The organism is Sulfidibacter corallicola, assembly GCF_017498545.1.
Classification (GTDB): domain Bacteria; phylum Acidobacteriota; class Holophagae; order Acanthopleuribacterales; family Acanthopleuribacteraceae; genus Sulfidibacter; species Sulfidibacter corallicola.
In genome coordinates this window covers 538,649-556,319 of the sequence record NZ_CP071793.1, presented here as the reverse complement: position 1 = coordinate 556,319, position 17,671 = coordinate 538,649, and the positions used below count along the sequence as shown (strand labels likewise).

General features: G+C 58.9%; 5 protein-coding genes. 3 read left to right on the top strand and 2 right to left on the bottom strand.

Going from position 1 to position 17,671, the window contains the following annotated elements; all coding sequences use genetic code 11:
• Positions 1-218 precede the first annotated feature (218 nt).
• Entirely contained in the window at positions 219-3,197 is a 2,979-nt protein-coding gene (locus J3U87_RS01740; protein ID WP_237381300.1) for a TonB-dependent receptor, read from the bottom strand.
• A gap of 840 nt (positions 3,198-4,037) precedes the next feature.
• Positions 4,038-7,019, bottom strand: a complete 2,982-nt coding sequence (locus tag J3U87_RS01735) for a TonB-dependent receptor (RefSeq protein ID WP_237381299.1) — start codon at positions 7,017-7,019, stop codon at positions 4,038-4,040.
• Positions 7,020-7,547: 528 nt separating this feature from the next.
• Here J3U87_RS01735 and J3U87_RS01730 point away from each other — a divergent pair.
• The 3 genes from J3U87_RS01730 to J3U87_RS01720 all read left to right on the top strand — a co-directional run bounded on the left by J3U87_RS01730 (position 7,548) and on the right by J3U87_RS01720 (position 17,592).
• The gene (locus tag J3U87_RS01730; RefSeq protein ID WP_237381298.1) at positions 7,548-9,770 is read left to right on the top strand and encodes a sulfatase; all 2,223 of its coding nucleotides are present in this window, start codon (positions 7,548-7,550) and stop codon (positions 9,768-9,770) included.
• Between the two features lie 975 nt (positions 9,771-10,745).
• Positions 10,746-13,097: a winged helix-turn-helix domain-containing protein gene (locus J3U87_RS01725; RefSeq protein WP_272932451.1), complete on the top strand. Its 2,352-nt coding sequence runs from the start codon at positions 10,746-10,748 to the stop codon at positions 13,095-13,097.
• 1,516 nt (positions 13,098-14,613) lie between these two features.
• Positions 14,614-17,592 (top strand): PKD domain-containing protein, encoded by a 2,979-nt coding sequence (locus tag J3U87_RS01720; RefSeq protein WP_237381296.1) that lies wholly within the window; start codon positions 14,614-14,616, stop codon positions 17,590-17,592.
• Positions 17,593-17,671: the final 79 nt, after the last annotated feature.

Below are 17,671 nucleotides of genomic sequence, written 5' to 3'. Positions count from 1 at the left end.
ACTAAAAGGGCTAGGAGAAATCAAAAACTACGCTAATAAGGCTCGAAGAAATAAAACCCGTCTTTCCGGAAAACGCCTCGTCACTTTTGGTCCACACCCTCTCGAAAAAATCACCAAAAAAACGCAAAAGAGACATCCGAAGTCCTTGGCCCGGCTATCCAAACGAAAAAGGGCGGCCCAAGGGCCGCCCTCCAATCCTTTTCAGGAAAAGAAACCGATTAGAAACGCACACCGAGGTCGACGCGGAAGGTACGCGGCGTCTGGTACGCGAGGCGGTTCAAGCCATTGCCGAAGTTGTCGCCCAAGGAGTAGTGCACACCTTCGACAGGTTCTTCGGTGAACACATTGAACGGCTCGAGCAGGTTCACGGTGGTATCGATGTTGCCGATGTCGGCGGTACCGTCACCGTTGAAGATGTTCAAGATTTCGGCTTCGACGAAGAAGGTCAAACGACGAATGTCAATGTTGAAGTTGACGCCCAAGTCGGTGGACCAGATATCATCGGTGGTGAACGCACCGCGATCAGACAAGAACACGGTGGTGGTACGCGGCGGAGAGTTGTAGCCCAATTCCGCGCCACTGGGGAAGCCATAGGCCGCAGACGTCGGAACGTTGGTAGCGGTGGCTTCGTAGTGCTGACCGGAGCGGTAGCGCTGCAGTGCGGAGAGGTTCAGGCGACCGAAGGACAAGGGAATGTCGTAGGTTGCCCAAACACGGCTGATGTGGCGCACGTCGGTGTTCAGGGGACCGACGGGAGCGCGACGATCGAAGCCGTTGATTTCGGGATACTGGCTGACGGAGGTACCCAGGATCGAGCCGGAACCGCGGGTTTCACCGTTGAGGTTACCGTTGGTTTGCGACCAGGTGTAGTTACCGGCAATGGCGAGGTTGTCGGAAACCTTCCACTCACCCTGCAACTGCACACCGTGGTACTCACGCTCGAAGAAGCCGGGGTCGTTGACGATCAACTGGGTGTCTACACCGTTGTCGAGCTGGGCGTTGATGTCCAGGTTGGTCAAACCGGTGTAGAAGTCGTCGTATTCGCGACGGATATAGTTGACTTTGAAGTAGCCTTTGGAACCGAAGCGGGTGCTGTACCCGAGTTGGATTTCCTCGGCGAACGGTGACGACAGGGAATCCTGCAGAATGGTGGTCTGACCGGGGATCCGGATGAAGTCGGCGTTCGTGCGGGCAAAGTCGACATCCCAGAGGTTGGGACTGATGTTGTTGGACATCCAGGCGAAGACGTCGGCCAGGGACTCGGTCTGTTCACCTTGGTAGTAGTAGTAGATGATGGCGGGAGAACCGGCGGTGGAAGCACCGTCGGCAGCATCGGACAGACGCGCCACGTATTCGCCGTAGCTCGCGTTGAAGACGTGGGTGCCGTCGCCGTACAGGTCGTAGTTCACGGCCAGACGAGGGCTGATGCCGTCGTCGTCGGAAACGGTGGCGCCGTCTTGAGCGAAGGCGTCGTTTTTGTCGTAGCGGAAGCCGATGTTGAAGCGCCAGTGGTCGTTCAAGGTCCAAGAGTCGTTGATGTACGCGGACTGCGTGGTGAAGTCCGAACCGCTGGAGGGAACCAGGATCGGGTAGAACGCAATACCGGAGAACAGACTGTTGGGAGATTCGAAACCGTTGACGAAGATGGGTACGGGTTCGCCGTTCGCATCGAAACGCGTGGCGGACGGGAAGGTACGGTAACCGGAAGGCGACTGTTCGTTGTCGGCCTTACGGGAGTCTTGGTAGTCGGAGATACCCACGACGATGTCGTGCGTACCGGCGCTGGCGGTATTCAGGAAGTAGGAAGCCTTGATACCCCAAGACTCACTGTTGCGTTCCTCGGGCTTGGCGCCGAAGAAGTGCGCACCGTAGTTGTTACCGCTCTGGGTGTTGAAATCTTCGATGGTGGAACCGGTCACGGGATCGGTACCGGCACCGGAGCTCTGGCGCTCGAAGGTCAATTCGCGCTCGGAGTAGCGAACTTCAACGGACAGTTCGGGCGTGATGATGCCGCGATAGTTGAAGGTCAACAGAGACTCGGGAATGGCGCGGGACTCAACGACGGCGCCGGCGCTGATGACGCCGAACTGGGTGTCGTTGGTTTCTTCGAAGTCGTTTTCCAGGTAGCTGGCAACGAAGGTGTGGTTTTCGGCGACCGTGGCGGTCAATTTGAATTCGAAGCGGTCTTCGGGACGCTCGTTACCGATTTGACGCTGACCGGGTACGTTACCACTGTCGGCCAAACCGAGTTCTTGCAGGATTTCGGGAGACAGAGCGGCACCGGCGTCGATGTCGGCGGTACCTTCTTCACGCTCGCGACGACCTGCGAAGAAGAACCACAAGCGATCCTTGATGATCGGACCACCCAGGGTCAGGGTTTCGAAGTCGGAGATGTCGTCTTCGTGAGGCTGGCCGGATTCCAATTCGACCGGCGTACGGGCTTCCCAGTCCTCGTTCTCGAGAGAGACACGCAGCGAACCGGTGAACTCGTTACCACCCTGCTTGGTGATGGTGTTGACGACACCACCGATGAACTGACCGTATTCGGCGGATACCGAACCGGTGATAACGGTGGTTTCTTCGATCGCGTCTTCGATCACAACGGTAGCGGGACGGCCGCGGATGTTGTCCGCGTTGATGCTACCGCCGTTGACCAAGTAGCTGTTTTCGAAAGACATGGCGCCGGAAATGACGGGCACGCCGCGGGGGCCGGTCGTGGTGACGCCGGGCTGCAGCGCGGTCGCGTTTTCCAACGTCTTCCGGACGGGAAGGTTATTGAACAACTCTTCTTTGAGGTTGGAAGTGACCTGGGTGGTATCCAGAACCGAGTTGGCCTCGGCGGTAACGACCAACACTTCCTGAGTGCCTTCGACCTTCATGATGAACGTGGGGCGTGCGACGCCACCAACGTTCAGGGTGAGCGTCTGCTTCTGGGTTTGCATGCCGGGCATGGTGGCAGTCAATACATAGGTGCCCGGGGGCAGGAAGCGCAATACAAAACCGCCGTTCTCATTGGATACGGCGGTCCGGGAGCCCTGCAGTTTGTCCGACTCAGCGGTAATAACGGCGCCGGGTAACGGATCGCCATTGTCCAGCTCCACTTTCCCGATAACGTCGGCGGTCTGTTGCGCCAAAACTGGGATGGTGAGCAGCATGGAAGCGACCAACGTGAGCCCAATTTTGAAGAAGCTCTTCATCGTGGTTTTCCTCCTAAAACTTAGAGCGGGTCTCCAATTCCTGACGAAGCAGCCTTTCACCCGACGAAAAGCAAGACCTCTCTCAAGTCTTTTCAACCCAAGTCATCCTTGAAGCGATAGCGATTAAAAAACCGCATCATGTGCACCATTCGATAATGATGAGGCTCGTGAGTCCCTCTCAACTCATGAACCCGGGTGCGATACATTTCCTGACTGGGCGGACTTTTAGGCGAAGTTCGTGCCATTTTTTACACAAACTTCACGAAACTTTTTATCCATAACAATACGAGGGCTTTAAACGAAGACACAGCGCTGCCATTCGATTCTGGAATGGTCGCTATCCAAAATCCCGGATTCAAAAAGGTGAATTCAATCACCTCGATTCAGTTTTTTGAATTCCGGCGATGCCCTTGATTTCCAGCGATATTCAAACCGTCGTGATCCGCGCATTGCGCGAGGTCTGCTTCAATCGGGTACCGATCCACGGCTTCGGCGCTAGGTCGCAGCGACGCTCGAGCCGACTCGGTTTATCCAGTTTTCCTCCTGGATCCACATGTCTTGCTTGGGGACGGCTGGGGTCTCTCAAAACCCGTCGATATACCCGCGATGCGGGCCGTCATCCGGCTCCACGGGTTGGGTCGGGCGTGGGGCGTGGCGTCGTATTCCAACGCAGCCCATCGACCGAACCTGGCCAGGGCCTCCTGCATGACCCTTGGAAATTCACTTCATTACTTCTTATGGAAAGGTTCCGTCCCCGCTTGTTCGCGCCTCATCGGGCCGTGCCGGGCGGAACCCGAAAAAGGGCGGCCACTGGCCGCCCTCGATAGTTTGGTCTTTAGCTTAGAAACGCACGCCGACGTCGAACCGGAAGGTCCGCGGGGTCTGGAATGCGAGTCGGTTGGTGCCCTCACCGAAGTTGGGACCGAGCGTGTAGTGGGTTCCTTCGACCGGCGCCTCGTTGAACACGTTGAACGGGTTGTCGCGGTTCACGATCACCGTGGTGTCGATCTCGCCGATGTCGGCGATGCCGTCACCGTTGAAGACATTGAGGATTTCTGCTTCGAGGAAGAAGGTCAGACGACGGAAGTCGACATTGAAGTTGACACCCAGGTTGGTGGAGTAGATGTCGTCGGTCGTGAACGCACCGCGATCGGAGAAGAAATAGGTGGTGGTGCTGGGCGGCGTGTTGTAGCCCAGGTCACTACCGCTGGGGAATCCGTACGCGGCGGAGGTCGGCACGATACCTGTGGCTTCGTAGTGCTGACCGGAGCGGTAGCGTTGAAGCGCGGTCAAGTTCAGGTTGCCGAATGACAGAGGGATGTTGTAGGTCGCCCAAACGCGGCTGATGTGGCGCACGTCGGTGTTCAGCGGACCGTGAGGTGCACGGGCTTCGAAGCCGTTGATCTCGGGATACTGACTGACGGACGTGGTCAGGACGGAACCCGCACCGCGGGTTTCACCGTTGATGTTGCCGTAGGTTTGCGACCAAGTGTAGTTACCGGCCACCACCAGGTTGTCGGAAACCTTGTACTCGCCCTGTAACTGGATCCCGTGGTATTCGCGGGAATAGAAGCCGGGATCGTTGACCATGAGCTGAATGTCCACACCGTTGTTGAACTGGGCGTTGACGTCCAGGTTGGTCAGGCCGGTGTAAAAGTCGTCGTAGTCGCGGTTGATGTAGTTGACTTTGAAGTAGCCCTTGGAGCTGAAGCGAGTGCTGTAGCCGATTTGGATCTCTTCGGCGAAAGGAGCGCTCAGGGATTCCTGAAGCACGGTCGTCTGACCGGGAATGCTGACGAAGTCGGCATTCGTGCGGGCAAAGTCGACATCCCACAGGTTGGGACCGATGGTGTTTTCCATGTACTGGAAGACTTCTTCAACGGACTCGGTTTGGGGACCCAGGTAGTAGTAGTACAGGATCGCCGGAGAACCAGCGGAGGAAGCACCGTCGGCGGCGTCGGAGAGACGCGCGACGTATTGACCGTAGCTGGCGTTGAACACGTGGGTGCCATCGCCGTAGAGGTCGTAGTTCGCAGCCAGGCGCGGGCTGATGCCGTCGTCGTCGGATACCACGGCACCGTCTTGAGCGAAGGCGTCGTTCTTGTCGTAACGGAAGCCGACGTTGAAGCGCCAGTGATCGTTCAGCGTCCAGGAATCGTTGAGGTAGAGGGATTGGGTGGTGAAATCCGAACCGCCCGAAGGAATCAGGATCGGATAGAACGCGATCCCGGCGAACAAGCTGTTGGCGGATTCGAAACCGTTCACAAAGATGGGAACCGGGTTGCCGTTGGCGTCGAAACGGGTGGCGGACGGGAAGACCCGGTAGCCGGAAGGCGACTGTTCGTTGTCGGCCTTACGGGTATCCATGTAATCGGAAATCCCCACGACCACATCGTGCGTGCCGAAGCTGGCGGTGTTCAGGAAGTAGGAAGCCTTGATTCCCCAGCTCTCGCTGTTGCGGTCTTCGGGATTGGCCCCGAAGAAGTGAGCGCCGTAGTTGTCGCCGTTTTGGGTGTTGAAATCTTCGAGAGTCGATCCGGTGACGCGATCGGTGCCGGCATTGGCACTGTTGCGTTCGAAGGTCAATTCGCGCTCGGAGTAACGAAGTTCAACCGACAGCTCGGGGGTGATGATGCCGCGATAGTTGAACGTCAGCAACGATTCGGGAATGGCGCGCGAGGACACCACCGAATCCGGGCTGATGACGCCGAACTGGGTATCGTTGGTTTCTTCGAAATCGGTTTCCAGGTAGCTGGCCACGAAGGTGTGGTTTTCGGCGACCGTGGCGGTCAATTTGAATTCGAAGCGATCTTCGGGACGCTCGTTACCGATCTGACGCTGACCGGGCACGTTGCCGCTGTCGGCCAGGCCCAATTCCGTCAGGATTGCGGGATTCAACTCGGAACCGGCATTGACGTCCGCCGTACCTTCTTCACGCTCGCGACGGCCGGCGAAGAAGAACCACAGACGATCTTTGATGATCGGACCGCCCAATGTGATGGTTTCGAAATCGGAGATGTCGTCCTCGTGAGGCTGACCGCTTTCCAATTCCACCGGCGTACGAGCTTCCCAGTCCTCGTTCTCGAGAGAAACGCGCAGAGAACCGGTGAACTCGTTACCACCCTGTTTGGTGATCGTGTTGATCACACCACCGACGAACTGTCCGTACTCGGCGGAAACCGCGCCCGAGATCACCGTCGTCTCTTCGATGGAGTCCTCGATCACGACCGATGCGGGACGACCGCGCAGGTTGTCACCGTTGATCGCGCCGCCGTTCACCAGGTAGTTGTTTTCGAAAGACATGGCACCGGAAATGACCGGAACGCCGCGGGGACCGGTCGTGGTCACACCCGGTTGCAGTGCGGTGGCGTTCTCCAGCGTTTTCCGAATCGGCAGGTTGTTGAACAGTTCTTCCTTAAGGTTGGAGGTAACTTGGGTAGTATCCAAAACCGAGTTGGCTTCGGCGGTAACGACCAATACTTCTTGAGTACCTTCGACCTTCATGACGATAGTGGGGCGCGCCACACCACCGACGTTCAATGCAAGTATCTGTTTCTGAGTTTGCATACCGGGCATGGTGGCCGTAACAGTATATTGGCCCGGGGGAAGAAAACGTAAGACAAATGCGCCGTTTTCGTTGGATACGGCGGTGCGGGAGCCCTGGAGTTTGTTTGACTCGGCGGTAATGACGACACCGGGTAACGGGTCGCCATTGTCCAGCTCTACCTTGCCGATGATGTCGGCGGTCTGTTGTGCCATGACGGGAAAGGTGAGCAGGGCGGCAACGAGCAAAGCGAGCCCTATCTTGAAGAAGCTCTTCATCGTGCTTTTCCTCCAATATCAAAGAGCGGGTGTCCATTACCAGTGTAAGTAGTCTTTCACCCGACAAAAGCACGACTATTCACAAGTTTTTTCGACCCAGGTTCATCTTGAAGCGAGCGTGGAAAAATAATCCACGAATGCAACATTCCATCCGTTTCGGTACATCTCTCACATGCCCGAACGCGGATGCGAACGAAATCCTGATTGGTAAAGCAGAAAAGCATCTTTTGGGCCAACTTTTCACCAAACAAACCGATCGCAATCATCGCCATTAAAATCAAACACTTGAAGAAAAGTACAAAATATTGAATCACTAAAATTGGACCGGTATTCAATATCCCGAATTCAAATCCCTGAACCCGATGCTGGGGATCGTGGAGGTAATCATATTCAGGGTAAAGGAATCACCCGGCCTCCCGGCCGGGTTGACCGTCCTCCGCCTCCCGGCGCCGCTTCCCTTCTCCCACCGACAGGGCACCTGCGCTACAATGGCCGGGCTCACCGAGATCTTCACCAGGAAGGACGCCCATGACCCGACTTCACGCTCACCCGCCCCCCTCTCGATCCCCCTTCGTCACCTTCATTACTATTTGTCGGGCACTGGCTCGCCGAGCCTGGCGAAGCGGCAACCGCGTTCCACCGGGAATCACGGTCGCGGCGATCCTGATCCTCTCCATCTCCTGTGGCAGCCCCAAGACGGAACACAAGGACGCACCCGTGTTTTTGATCGTCGTCGACACGCTCCGCTCGGATCGGCTGCCCATCTACGGGTATGCCGATGGAAAAACCCCGGCGATCGACGCCCTGGCCACCGACAGCGTCCTTTTCAAATACAGCTACGCCCACACGCCGCAAACACTGCCTTCCCACGCTTCGATCATGACGGGGAACCTGCCTTCCACGACCGGCGTCCGGGACAACATCGGCTTCTACCTCAACGACGAACAGGTGACTTTGGCGGAACGGCTCAAGGAGCGCGGGTACCGCACCGGCGCGGCGGTTTCGACGATGGTCCTGCGGCGTGGAACCGGGATTCATCAAGGGTTCGACACCTACGACGACGACATGGAAGTGACCAGCCGCGACACGGCCCGCACCTACGCGCAACGCCGCGGCGACCAAACCCTGAACCTCGCCATCGCGTGGCTGGATGCCCAACACTCGCCCGAAGCCTCCGCTCCCCTGTTCTACTTCCTGCATCTCTACGATCCCCACTCGCCCTACGACGCACCGGAACCCTTTTCCTCCATGGGCAAGGACGCCTACGACGGTGAAATCGCCTTTGCCGACCACCTGATAGGCCGTTTCATCGAGGAGTTGAAGAAACGCGATCTCTACGACAAATCGGTGATCATCGTGACCAGCGACCACGGCGAGGGTCTGGGCGACCACGGGGAGGCCGAACACGGCCTGCTGGTCTATCGCGAAGCGCTTCAGGTGCCGCTGCTCGTCAAACTTCCCAACAGCGAAGACGGCGGTACCGTCCGTGAAGAAGCCACGGGCCTGTTCGATCTGGCGCCCACCATCGCCGATTTGCTCGGGTTTTCCATCGACTGTGACGGCGTCTCCCTGTTCTCCAGCGAAGGCCGCGATGCCAAACGCGACATCTACAGCGAATCGCTCAACGCCGAACTACATTACGGCTGGCATCGCCTCCAATCCGTCATTCAGCGCGAAAACCACTACATTCGCGGAGCGGACGAACAATTGTTCCACCTGTTCGAGGATCCCGCAGAGAAGGCGAATCGGTTCGGCCAAGCCGCGATCCCACCTACCGCGCTGGCGCTGATCGAGCGCTTGGGCACCGGTAACCAGGAACAAACCCAGATCTCCGAGGAGGATATCGCGCTGCTGGAGTCTTTGGGATACAGCGGGGGTTTTCAAGTAGGTGAAACCATCAAGCAACTGTCGGAAAAGCAGTTTCTCGAGCTCTACGACAACATCTCCCGCAGCGGCGGCCTGCTGAACAACGGCCAATTCGAACAGGCGGAGCAGCTCCTCGGCGCGGTAGTGCAACAATATCCGGAAATGGTCGACGCCCGGCTGCTCCTGGGCAGCGCGCTGACGGGGCTGGAAAAGTACGACAAGGCCGAGTACCTGTACGCCGAAACCCTGGCGATGTCGCCGCGTAACCTGTCGGCCATGACGGGCCTGGTCGATGCCTCGCTGGGCTTGGGCAAAGTCCAGGAAACTCAAGGTCTGGTCGACAAGATCATGAACCAGGAACCGCGCATGGGTGCGCAGACCCTGCTGCCCGTCTTACTGAAACACCGTGCGTTCGAGGCCGCGGAGGGAATCGCCAAGGCGCAGTTGGCCCGCGATTCGGCATTCGGCATGGGCCATTACGCCGTGGGTCGTGCCCATTTGGACCGCAACGAACTCGCTCCGGCCACCACCCACCTGGAAAAAGCGCGGGAACTGCTGAAGGATGGCGTCACCCCCAAGCTTTCCGCCGATCTCGCCTTCTTTCTCGGCGACAGTCTCGCGCGCCAGAGCGAACCGCAACGCGCCCTGTCGCTGTTCGAAAGTGCCCTTCGCGAGTACCCCAATCACCGCGGTGCCAATGCCAGCCAGGCCTTGCTGTTGTTCAGCCTGCGCAAACCCAGGGAGGCTTTGAGAGGACTCGACTCCTGGCTGAAGACCTACCCCGAACCCGCCAACTTTCAAAAGGCCGCCGAGGTACTCGATATCGTGGGCATCAAGGACGAGGCGGCCCGCCTCCGCAAAAAGGCCGGCGCCGAGTCACCGTAAAAAAATAGGGAGGCGGTGGGTGTGCCGCCTCCCTCTTGTATGAAAGGCGCTGGAATAGTCTGCAGCATTCCATGAACGCCTTGGAAAATCGGTCCGCCTGGAAGGGGTGGTTACCTTGTCGCGACTCAGAGGAGGTAAGTTCCGCGACAAAATACCGGATGTTCGAGTCTGGCTATGCTCGACCACCCGGCCTCCCACTTGGACCGGGAACTTCGGAACGTCAATCTTTTGGTGGGCAACCTCTTATTGTGGTGATCGGGGGCGACACTCATCGGGCTCTCCTGCACTCGCCAGGGCGGTTGTCATAAGAGACATCGTCCAGGCGATGGACATTCCGCGGCATGCCCAATCAGGCGACCAACTGCGCCCGACTCGAAGCCCGAGTGCAAAAACACCCCGACCCAAGCCTTTGCCGGGAGATTACGCAGCATTTTCGGGCAGGATTCTAAGCTTTTTCTTCCGATATTCATCGCCCCCGGTCACAAGGCTGATCAGGGCAATCAACACTTTTCCATCAAGATACTTACATCTCTTCTTCGCAAAGTCTTCGTACCCTTTGAGAGCAAGAAACGAAGTGTGCTTACGGGTGCAAAACCAAATAAGATGAAGGAGCGAGTCGGCAGGCCCATGCCCGAGCCAGGCCCTGTTCGATGGCCCGTAACGACAGATCGGGGTTGCCAAAGTTTATTGGGAAGAGGCGGACATCCGATTGACTTCGATAGAGACCCGCTCGATGCGGATCCAACAAAACCCCGGTTCCGTGGAATCCGTTAACCATGCAGAGTTCCAAGTTGCTGAGCGAGTAGCAAGTGCATCCAAGTGACCAACCGATCCGGTCAACTCCATCTGCCTTGAAATAGGAGTTCATCTCGACATTTCCGATCCAGGTGGCGCGTTATCGAGCCGGCACCCACCACTCCATGGTTCCCAACCCTTGATAAATAAGATAGGCTTCCCATTTTTTGACGAGGATCTATGAACGGAACAGCAGCGGAATCCAGGAAAACGCCGAGACCGTTCGGCACTGGAGCATTTCGAATCGGCACTTGGCAGGTGGAGCCAAGCCTCAACCGAATCCGGTCGGCCGATTCAGAGAGACCGATTGAAAAACGTGTTCAGCCCAAGCAGATGGACGTATTGCTGTACCTCGCCGAGCGCCAGGGCCAAATGGTGTCGCGTTCGGAGCTCATGGACGGCGTGTGGAAGGATGTGGCGGTGTCCGACAGCGCGTTGTCGCGGACCATATCTCAGCTACGCCAGCTTTTGGAGGACCGCAGCCGCAACCCGCAAATCATCGAAACCATCGCCAAAAGCGGATATCGCCTGATTGCCGAAGTCCAGCCGTTGGGCGAGCCGGCCTGCGATTCGTCAGACACGGCGAGCCACTCGTTGCACCTGGGTTCGGGTCCGATGGCGGTCCCGGGGGGTGAACGAGAGCGGCACCACGGCGCCAGAGGCCCTTCAGGGCCACCGGTTCCGGTCGGGCCAACGGACGGCACACGCGGCGGCATCCGCCACATCGGGGGAACCCGGCTGATCAAGATCCTGGTCACGACCGTCGTGTTCACGACACTCACCGCGGTGCTCAGCCTGGCGATGCTCCTGCGCGAAAAGCATACGACGGCACAGGGTTTCGGGACGAAGAAAGGGACCAACAAGGGCCCGATTTTCCAACCCTTGACGACCCTGATCGGCACGGAATCGATGCCTCGCTTTTCCCCGGATGGCGGACGCCTCGCCTTCGCCTGGGACCGCGGAACCAAAACGAATTGGGATTTGTACGTCAAACAATTGGGTGAAGAACACCTGCTGCGACTCACCCACAAACCGGGCAACGAACATTTCCCGGTCTGGTCGCCCGACGGCAACTACCTCTATTTTTTCCGCCAGGGATACAAGACCCCCGCAATATATCGGGTGCCCGCACTCGGCGGCCCCGAAAGCGAGATCACGACCATCGAGGGCCAGTTGGGCGGCCTGGCCATCACGCCCGACGGCAGCCACCTGATCATGGCCCACCAGGAAGGCCCAGGCAACCCGTTTCGCTTGTTTCTATTGGACTTGGCGACCAACGACCGACGCCGGATCACGGACCCCGAGCCCCAGTTTTTCGGCGACTATTTGCCGGCGATTTCGCCGGATGGTGAATGGGTCGCCTTCGTACGCTCCATGGCGCGTGGGAACGATATTTTCGTATCGCGTTTTCCCGAAGGTCAACCCCGCCAGCTCACCTTCGACGGCCACATGGTGTTCGACGTGGATTGGACCCCCGATCAAGCCGGTCTCGTGTTTTCTTCGGATCGGGATTCTCGCCGGGGGTTGTGGGTCGTCAATCCCGATGGCGGAGAGCCCCAGTGGCTGGGTGTGGAATCCACCGAAACCGGCCTGCTCAAGATTGCGATTCGCCCCGGTGGCAAATCCATGGCACTCGCCGAAATCCAGGAAGATTACAATCTGTGGATGCGCGACCTGAGCAAAGACGGCTCCATGTCCAAGAACCGTTTGGTGGCCTCGACGCGAACCGACTACAACGCCAGTTTCTCACCGAACGGCAAGGCCATGACGTTTCTTTCCGACCGCACCGGGAAACCGGGATTATGGGTCATCGGTACCAACGGCACGCACCTGCGCATGTTGACGGAGCTCCAGTCGATGGCCAGCGGCGTCGCCCACTGGTCACCGGACGGTACCACCCTCGTCTTCGCGGACTACACGCGCCTGTTCCGCGTTCCGGCGCGTGGTGGCACGCCGAGACTGCTGACCGGCGGCGATTGGATCGAGGTCAATCCGCGTTGGACGAAGGACGGCCAGCACATCGTCTTCAACTCCAATCGCGACGGGTTCCTCGAGATCTGGCGCATGCGGGCCGACGGCAGCGAGACCGCGGCAATCACCAATCTGGGGGTCAACACCATGTTGCTGGGCTGCGACCGGGTCCACGTGTTTTTCCTTCGCCAGGATCGCAACGGAGTGTGGCGCGTCCCGCTGATCGGCGGCCAACCGGAAATGGCCTACGACTTCGACCACCCGCCCATGTCGGAAAACCAGGAAGAGGTGCACCCCATCACCAACGAGGATTGGCACTTCACCGAGCGAGGCGTCTACTTCGTGGATCACCGACCCGGTGAGGACACCATTCGATATTATGATTTCGAAACGAACACGATGAAGACGCTGGAGCGATCGCAAGAAGATCTGCACTGCGTCACGATCACGGCCGACGGCAAGCGGTTGGTGTTCAGCAGCAAGGACACCCAAACCGCCGATTTGGTGCTGATGGCCAGTTTCGGCAAGAAATGCGCGGCGCTGCTCCCCAATCCGGATTGACCCGGGGGATGGAGTTCTGGGTTCGGTTCAAGCTCCGAACATTTTTTTTCACCGCAGAGTCGCCGCCCAGGCCGGTGGCCGGATTGCCGGACCACTGGGTTTCAGGTCAGAAACTAATCGTAGCGAATCGCTTGGGAGTTCCCGCATTTGTGAGAGGGGCGTGGTGCAGGGCCGGTAAGGCCCGGTAGGTGCGCCGGCCTTAACGGCCGTGCCATACCGGCCGTGCCATACCGGCCGTGCCATACCGGCCGTGCCCGCCGCACATTTTGAAGCCGACTGTTTTAATCGCGCCGACCCTCGAAAATATGTTGGAACTCCCCGCCTGGATTACTTCGACTAGTTCATCCGGCGGGCTTACCGCCCCTGATGCCCCTACCTGGCACGACGAATCTCTCGGCATTCGGGCGCTCTAAACGCAGCTTGTTCCACCGGGTATTTTTATCTTTACCTTCGAGCTTTACATGGTTTATTCCACAAGAGCCGCGAACCAGCGGGCATACCCAGCTCGATTTCGAGAAAGAAACACTATATCTGGTTTCTGGCGAAGGGCCATGGGTCATTCATCCGAAAAATGAAGCAGGAACCCATGAACATCGGAAAGCAGGAAAGGACCGGAATTGGTACACATCATGGTCCTGTTTTTCCTGTTTTCGTTCATTCCTGGCTTCCTGATCAAGATTTGACGACGGCAAGACCCAGCTCAGGTAGAAAACACCACTTTGTTTCAAGAGAGTTCACCGAGACCACCGGGGTACGGCAGATCTGCAGGTCCCGGCTACCCGCTCGCCTGAGTAGAATCGCTTGGCCGTTTCGGAGAGAAAAAAACGCAAGGTCGCCGCTCGGCCGAGAGTCGGATTGCTGGTTGCCGATGCCCAAACCCGGCACGGCCATTCACAGGCCCAAAATAGCCAAACGATCTAATGGATAGCACTCTTCAACCCCGTTGCTTCTGTGGCCTACCGAGAAATCAACTGAAACCCGAAATCACCGAATCTCCGGTGGGTTTTCGTAAAGCAAAGGCAAAAGTCCGCAAAAAAACCATCGATATGACTCACCCGACTTGTGCCGGCGGAACGGCCAGGCTATAAAACGGTCCGCGCCGAGGGGTCGGTGTGCCTCGCCGCACGATGAGGCCACCCGTTTTCTCATCTATCGGGGCTGGTTGCCATGATCCCTACCCGATGCCCGATTTGCCAAAACCCGTTCCTGGCAGGCCCCATATCTTTGGAACTTGGCATTTGTCACATAAGGAGCATTGTTTCTCCCTCGCTCCCCTTTTGTTTCTATATTGTGGCTCGGATGCGGCATGATCCGCGATTTTCAATCCAACACAAGCTATCCGAGTACACTCTCAAGTCCATACACGTTCTTTTCGTTGGCCAACGGAGGCTGCTCAATGACAGGTCCTACTCAGCGGGCATTCTATTCTGCAAGCATGGGTCTTCAAAGTTCTCGGTTCACTCTCGGTTCCCTTCGCTCAGGTTTCCATTCGTTTCTGGTCCTTTCGCTCGTTTTTTTGGGGGCTCCCCGCCTCGCGGCCCAGAGCCACTGCAACAACCCGACCCCGATCAACGATGCGTCCCCCCTGTTCATCGGGCACAGCCTGATCAACCACGACATGCCGCAGATGTTCGGCCAGATCGCGGCCGATGCCGGCGTCGCGGAAAAGCACGCCACCCAGGTGAACAACGGCGCCCCCCTGAAATACAACTGGACCTACCGCCACGAAGCGGATTGGACCTTTCCGTATCCGCCGGTCCATTTCGCGGGCGACATTCTGCCTTCCGGTGAATGGGACGTGTTGGTCATGACGGAAGGCATTCCGCTGGAAACCAACATCACGTGGAACGAGACTCCGGTGTACGCGGGCCTGTTCACCGACCTGGCGCGGCAATACAACGCCGGCACCCGATCCTACATTTACGAGACCTGGCACAGCCGCGACGAAGCCAACTGGTTGGATCGCATCACCACCGACCTGGCCCTTTGGGAAGGCATCATCGACGACGTCAACGCCACCCGCGGCGAACACGCCATGTTCCTGATTCCTGCCGGTCAAGCTCTGCGCCAATTGGTGCTGCGCGTCGAGTCCGGTCAGGTTCCCGGGCTGAACAACCGGGCCCAATTGTTCGTGGACGACATCCATCTCAACGATATGGGCAATTACTTCGTGGCCTGCGTCATGTTCGCCACCATCTATCGCCAATCGCCGCAGGGCTTACGCTACCAGACCACCAACCAGTGGGGCGGCAGCTACGACGCACCCACGGCGGCTCAGGCGGCCATCATGCAGGAAATCGCCTGGGACGTGGTTCGCAATTACCCGCGCTCCGGATTTCTGTGCGACGGCGGCGGTAACCAAGCGCCCAACGGCACCATCGCCGCGCCCAGCGGCAATCGCACCATCACCGCCGGCCAGTCCGTTTCCTTTTCCGGCTCCGCCAGCGATCCCGACGGCAACACCCCACTCACCTTCCTCTGGAACTTCGACGGCGGCGCCACCAACAGCACGGTCGAGGATCCCGGCAGTGTCACCTTCAACACCCCGGGCACCTTCACCGTTTCCTTTACCGTCACCGACAGCCTCGGCCTCGCCGATCCTTCACCGGACACCGTCACCATCACCGTTCAGGCACCCGCCAACCAGGCACCCAACGGCACCATCGACGCACCCAGCGGCAACCGCACCATCACCGCCGGCCAGTCCGTTTCCTTTTCCGCCTCCGCCAGCGATCCCGACGGCAACACCCCGCTCACCTATCTCTGGAACTTCGACGGCGGTGCATCCAATCGCACCGTGGAGGATCCCGGCAGCGTCACGTTCGATTCCCCGGGTACCTTCACGGTTTCCTTTACCGTCACCGACAGCCTCGGCCTCGCCGATCCCACCCCGGACACCGTCACCATCACCGTTCAGGCGCCCGCCAACCAGGCACCCAACGGCACCATCGACGCACCCAGCGGCAACCGCACCATCACCGCCGGCCAGTCCGTTTCCTTTTCCGCCTCCGCCAGCGATCCCGACGGCAACACCCCGCTCACCTACCTCTGGAACTTCGACGGCGGCGCATCCAATCGCACCGTGGAAGATCCCGGCAGCGTCACGTTCGATTCCCCGGGCACCTTCACCGTTTCCTTCACCGTCACCGACAGTCTCGGCCTCGCCGATCCCACCCCGGATTCCGTCACCATCACGGTGCAAGCCGCGGCCAACCAGGCCCCCAACGGCACCATCGTGACGCCGAACCAGAACTGGACGATCGACCCCGGTCAATCGCTGACCTTCACCGGCTCGGCCAGCGACCCCGACGGGCACACACCGCTCACCTACCTCTGGAACTTCGACGGCGGCGCCACCAACAGCACGGTCGAAGATCCCGGTCAGGTCTTCTTCGACAACCCCGGCGTATACACCGTGACCTTCACCGTCACCGACAGCCTCGGCCTCGCCGACCCCTCGCCGGATAGCGTGATCGTCACGGTTCGATCTCCCAATCAGGCGCCCAACGGCACCATTGTCTCGCCATCCAGCGGTGCGATCATCGAAGCGGGACAGTCGGTCTATTTCAACGGTTCGGCCAGCGACCCCGACGGGCCGCAAAACTTCACCTATCTCTGGAACTTCGACGGTGGCGCCACCAACCGCACGGTTCGCGAGCCGGGCAATGTGGTCTTCGATACCCCCGGCGATTACGACGTGACCTTCACGGTCACCGACGACGAGGGGCTGGCCGATCCCACCCCGGCCACCGTCAACGTGCGGGTCCTGCCAGGCGAGGAAAACAGCGAGCCCGTCGGCACGATCGAGACGCCCACGGATTACGTCACCATCGCGGCCGGCGACAGCGTGTATTTCGAGGGCAGCGGCGTCGATTTCGACAACCACACGCCCCTCACCTATGCCTGGAACTTCGACGGTGGCGCACCGGCCAGCAGCCAGCAGAATCCGGGCTGGGTTCAGTTCGACCAGCCCGGTGAATTCCAGGTCAGGTTCACCGTTACCGACAGCCGCGGCCTCGCCGACCAAACCCCGGCGGTATGCACCGTGTACGTAGCCGCCTGCAGCCAACCGGCCATTCTCAACCAAGACCTGATTCAAGGGCTTCGTCCCCTGCTCCTGCGCGGGGTCGCCTGTCTCGACGCGGGCCACCGCATCGCCTGGCGCAACATGACCACCGACCAGTTGCTGGCCGTCGACCAGAAGGACCTCGAGCTCGATCCCAAACTGGACGGCACCAGCCGGATTCGCCTCAACGTCTACAGCGGTGCGGCGGATACCTGGTACTTCACCGAAGTCACCGTGCTGGTGCCGCAAAGCACCGTGGTCGAGGACCTCAACGGCAACGGCTGCAACGACATGGGCGACATTTATACCTACGCCAGCCTCTGGGGCGACGGCCTGCCCTCGGATGACTACGACGCCAACGGCGACAACGCCCTCAACGTCTTGGACTTCTTTTACATCAATACCACCGAGGAAGGGAACTGCCCCTGAGCCTCCTTCCCGGATCATCGGAACACAGGACCGGGGCCGGCACTTCGCCGGCCCCGGTTTTTTTGGTTTCGGGATGGCG

Coding starts and splice junctions, on each gene's coding strand:
- J3U87_RS01730 (WP_237381298.1), top strand. CDS start 7,548: ATGACCCGACTTCACGCTCACCCGCCCCCCTCTCGATCCCCCTTCGTC.
- J3U87_RS01725 (WP_272932451.1), top strand. CDS start 10,746: ATGAACGGAACAGCAGCGGAATCCAGGAAAACGCCGAGACCGTTCGGC.
- J3U87_RS01740 (WP_237381300.1), bottom strand. CDS start 3,197: ATGAAGAGCTTCTTCAAAATTGGGCTCACGTTGGTCGCTTCCATGCTG.
- J3U87_RS01735 (WP_237381299.1), bottom strand. CDS start 7,019: ATGAAGAGCTTCTTCAAGATAGGGCTCGCTTTGCTCGTTGCCGCCCTG.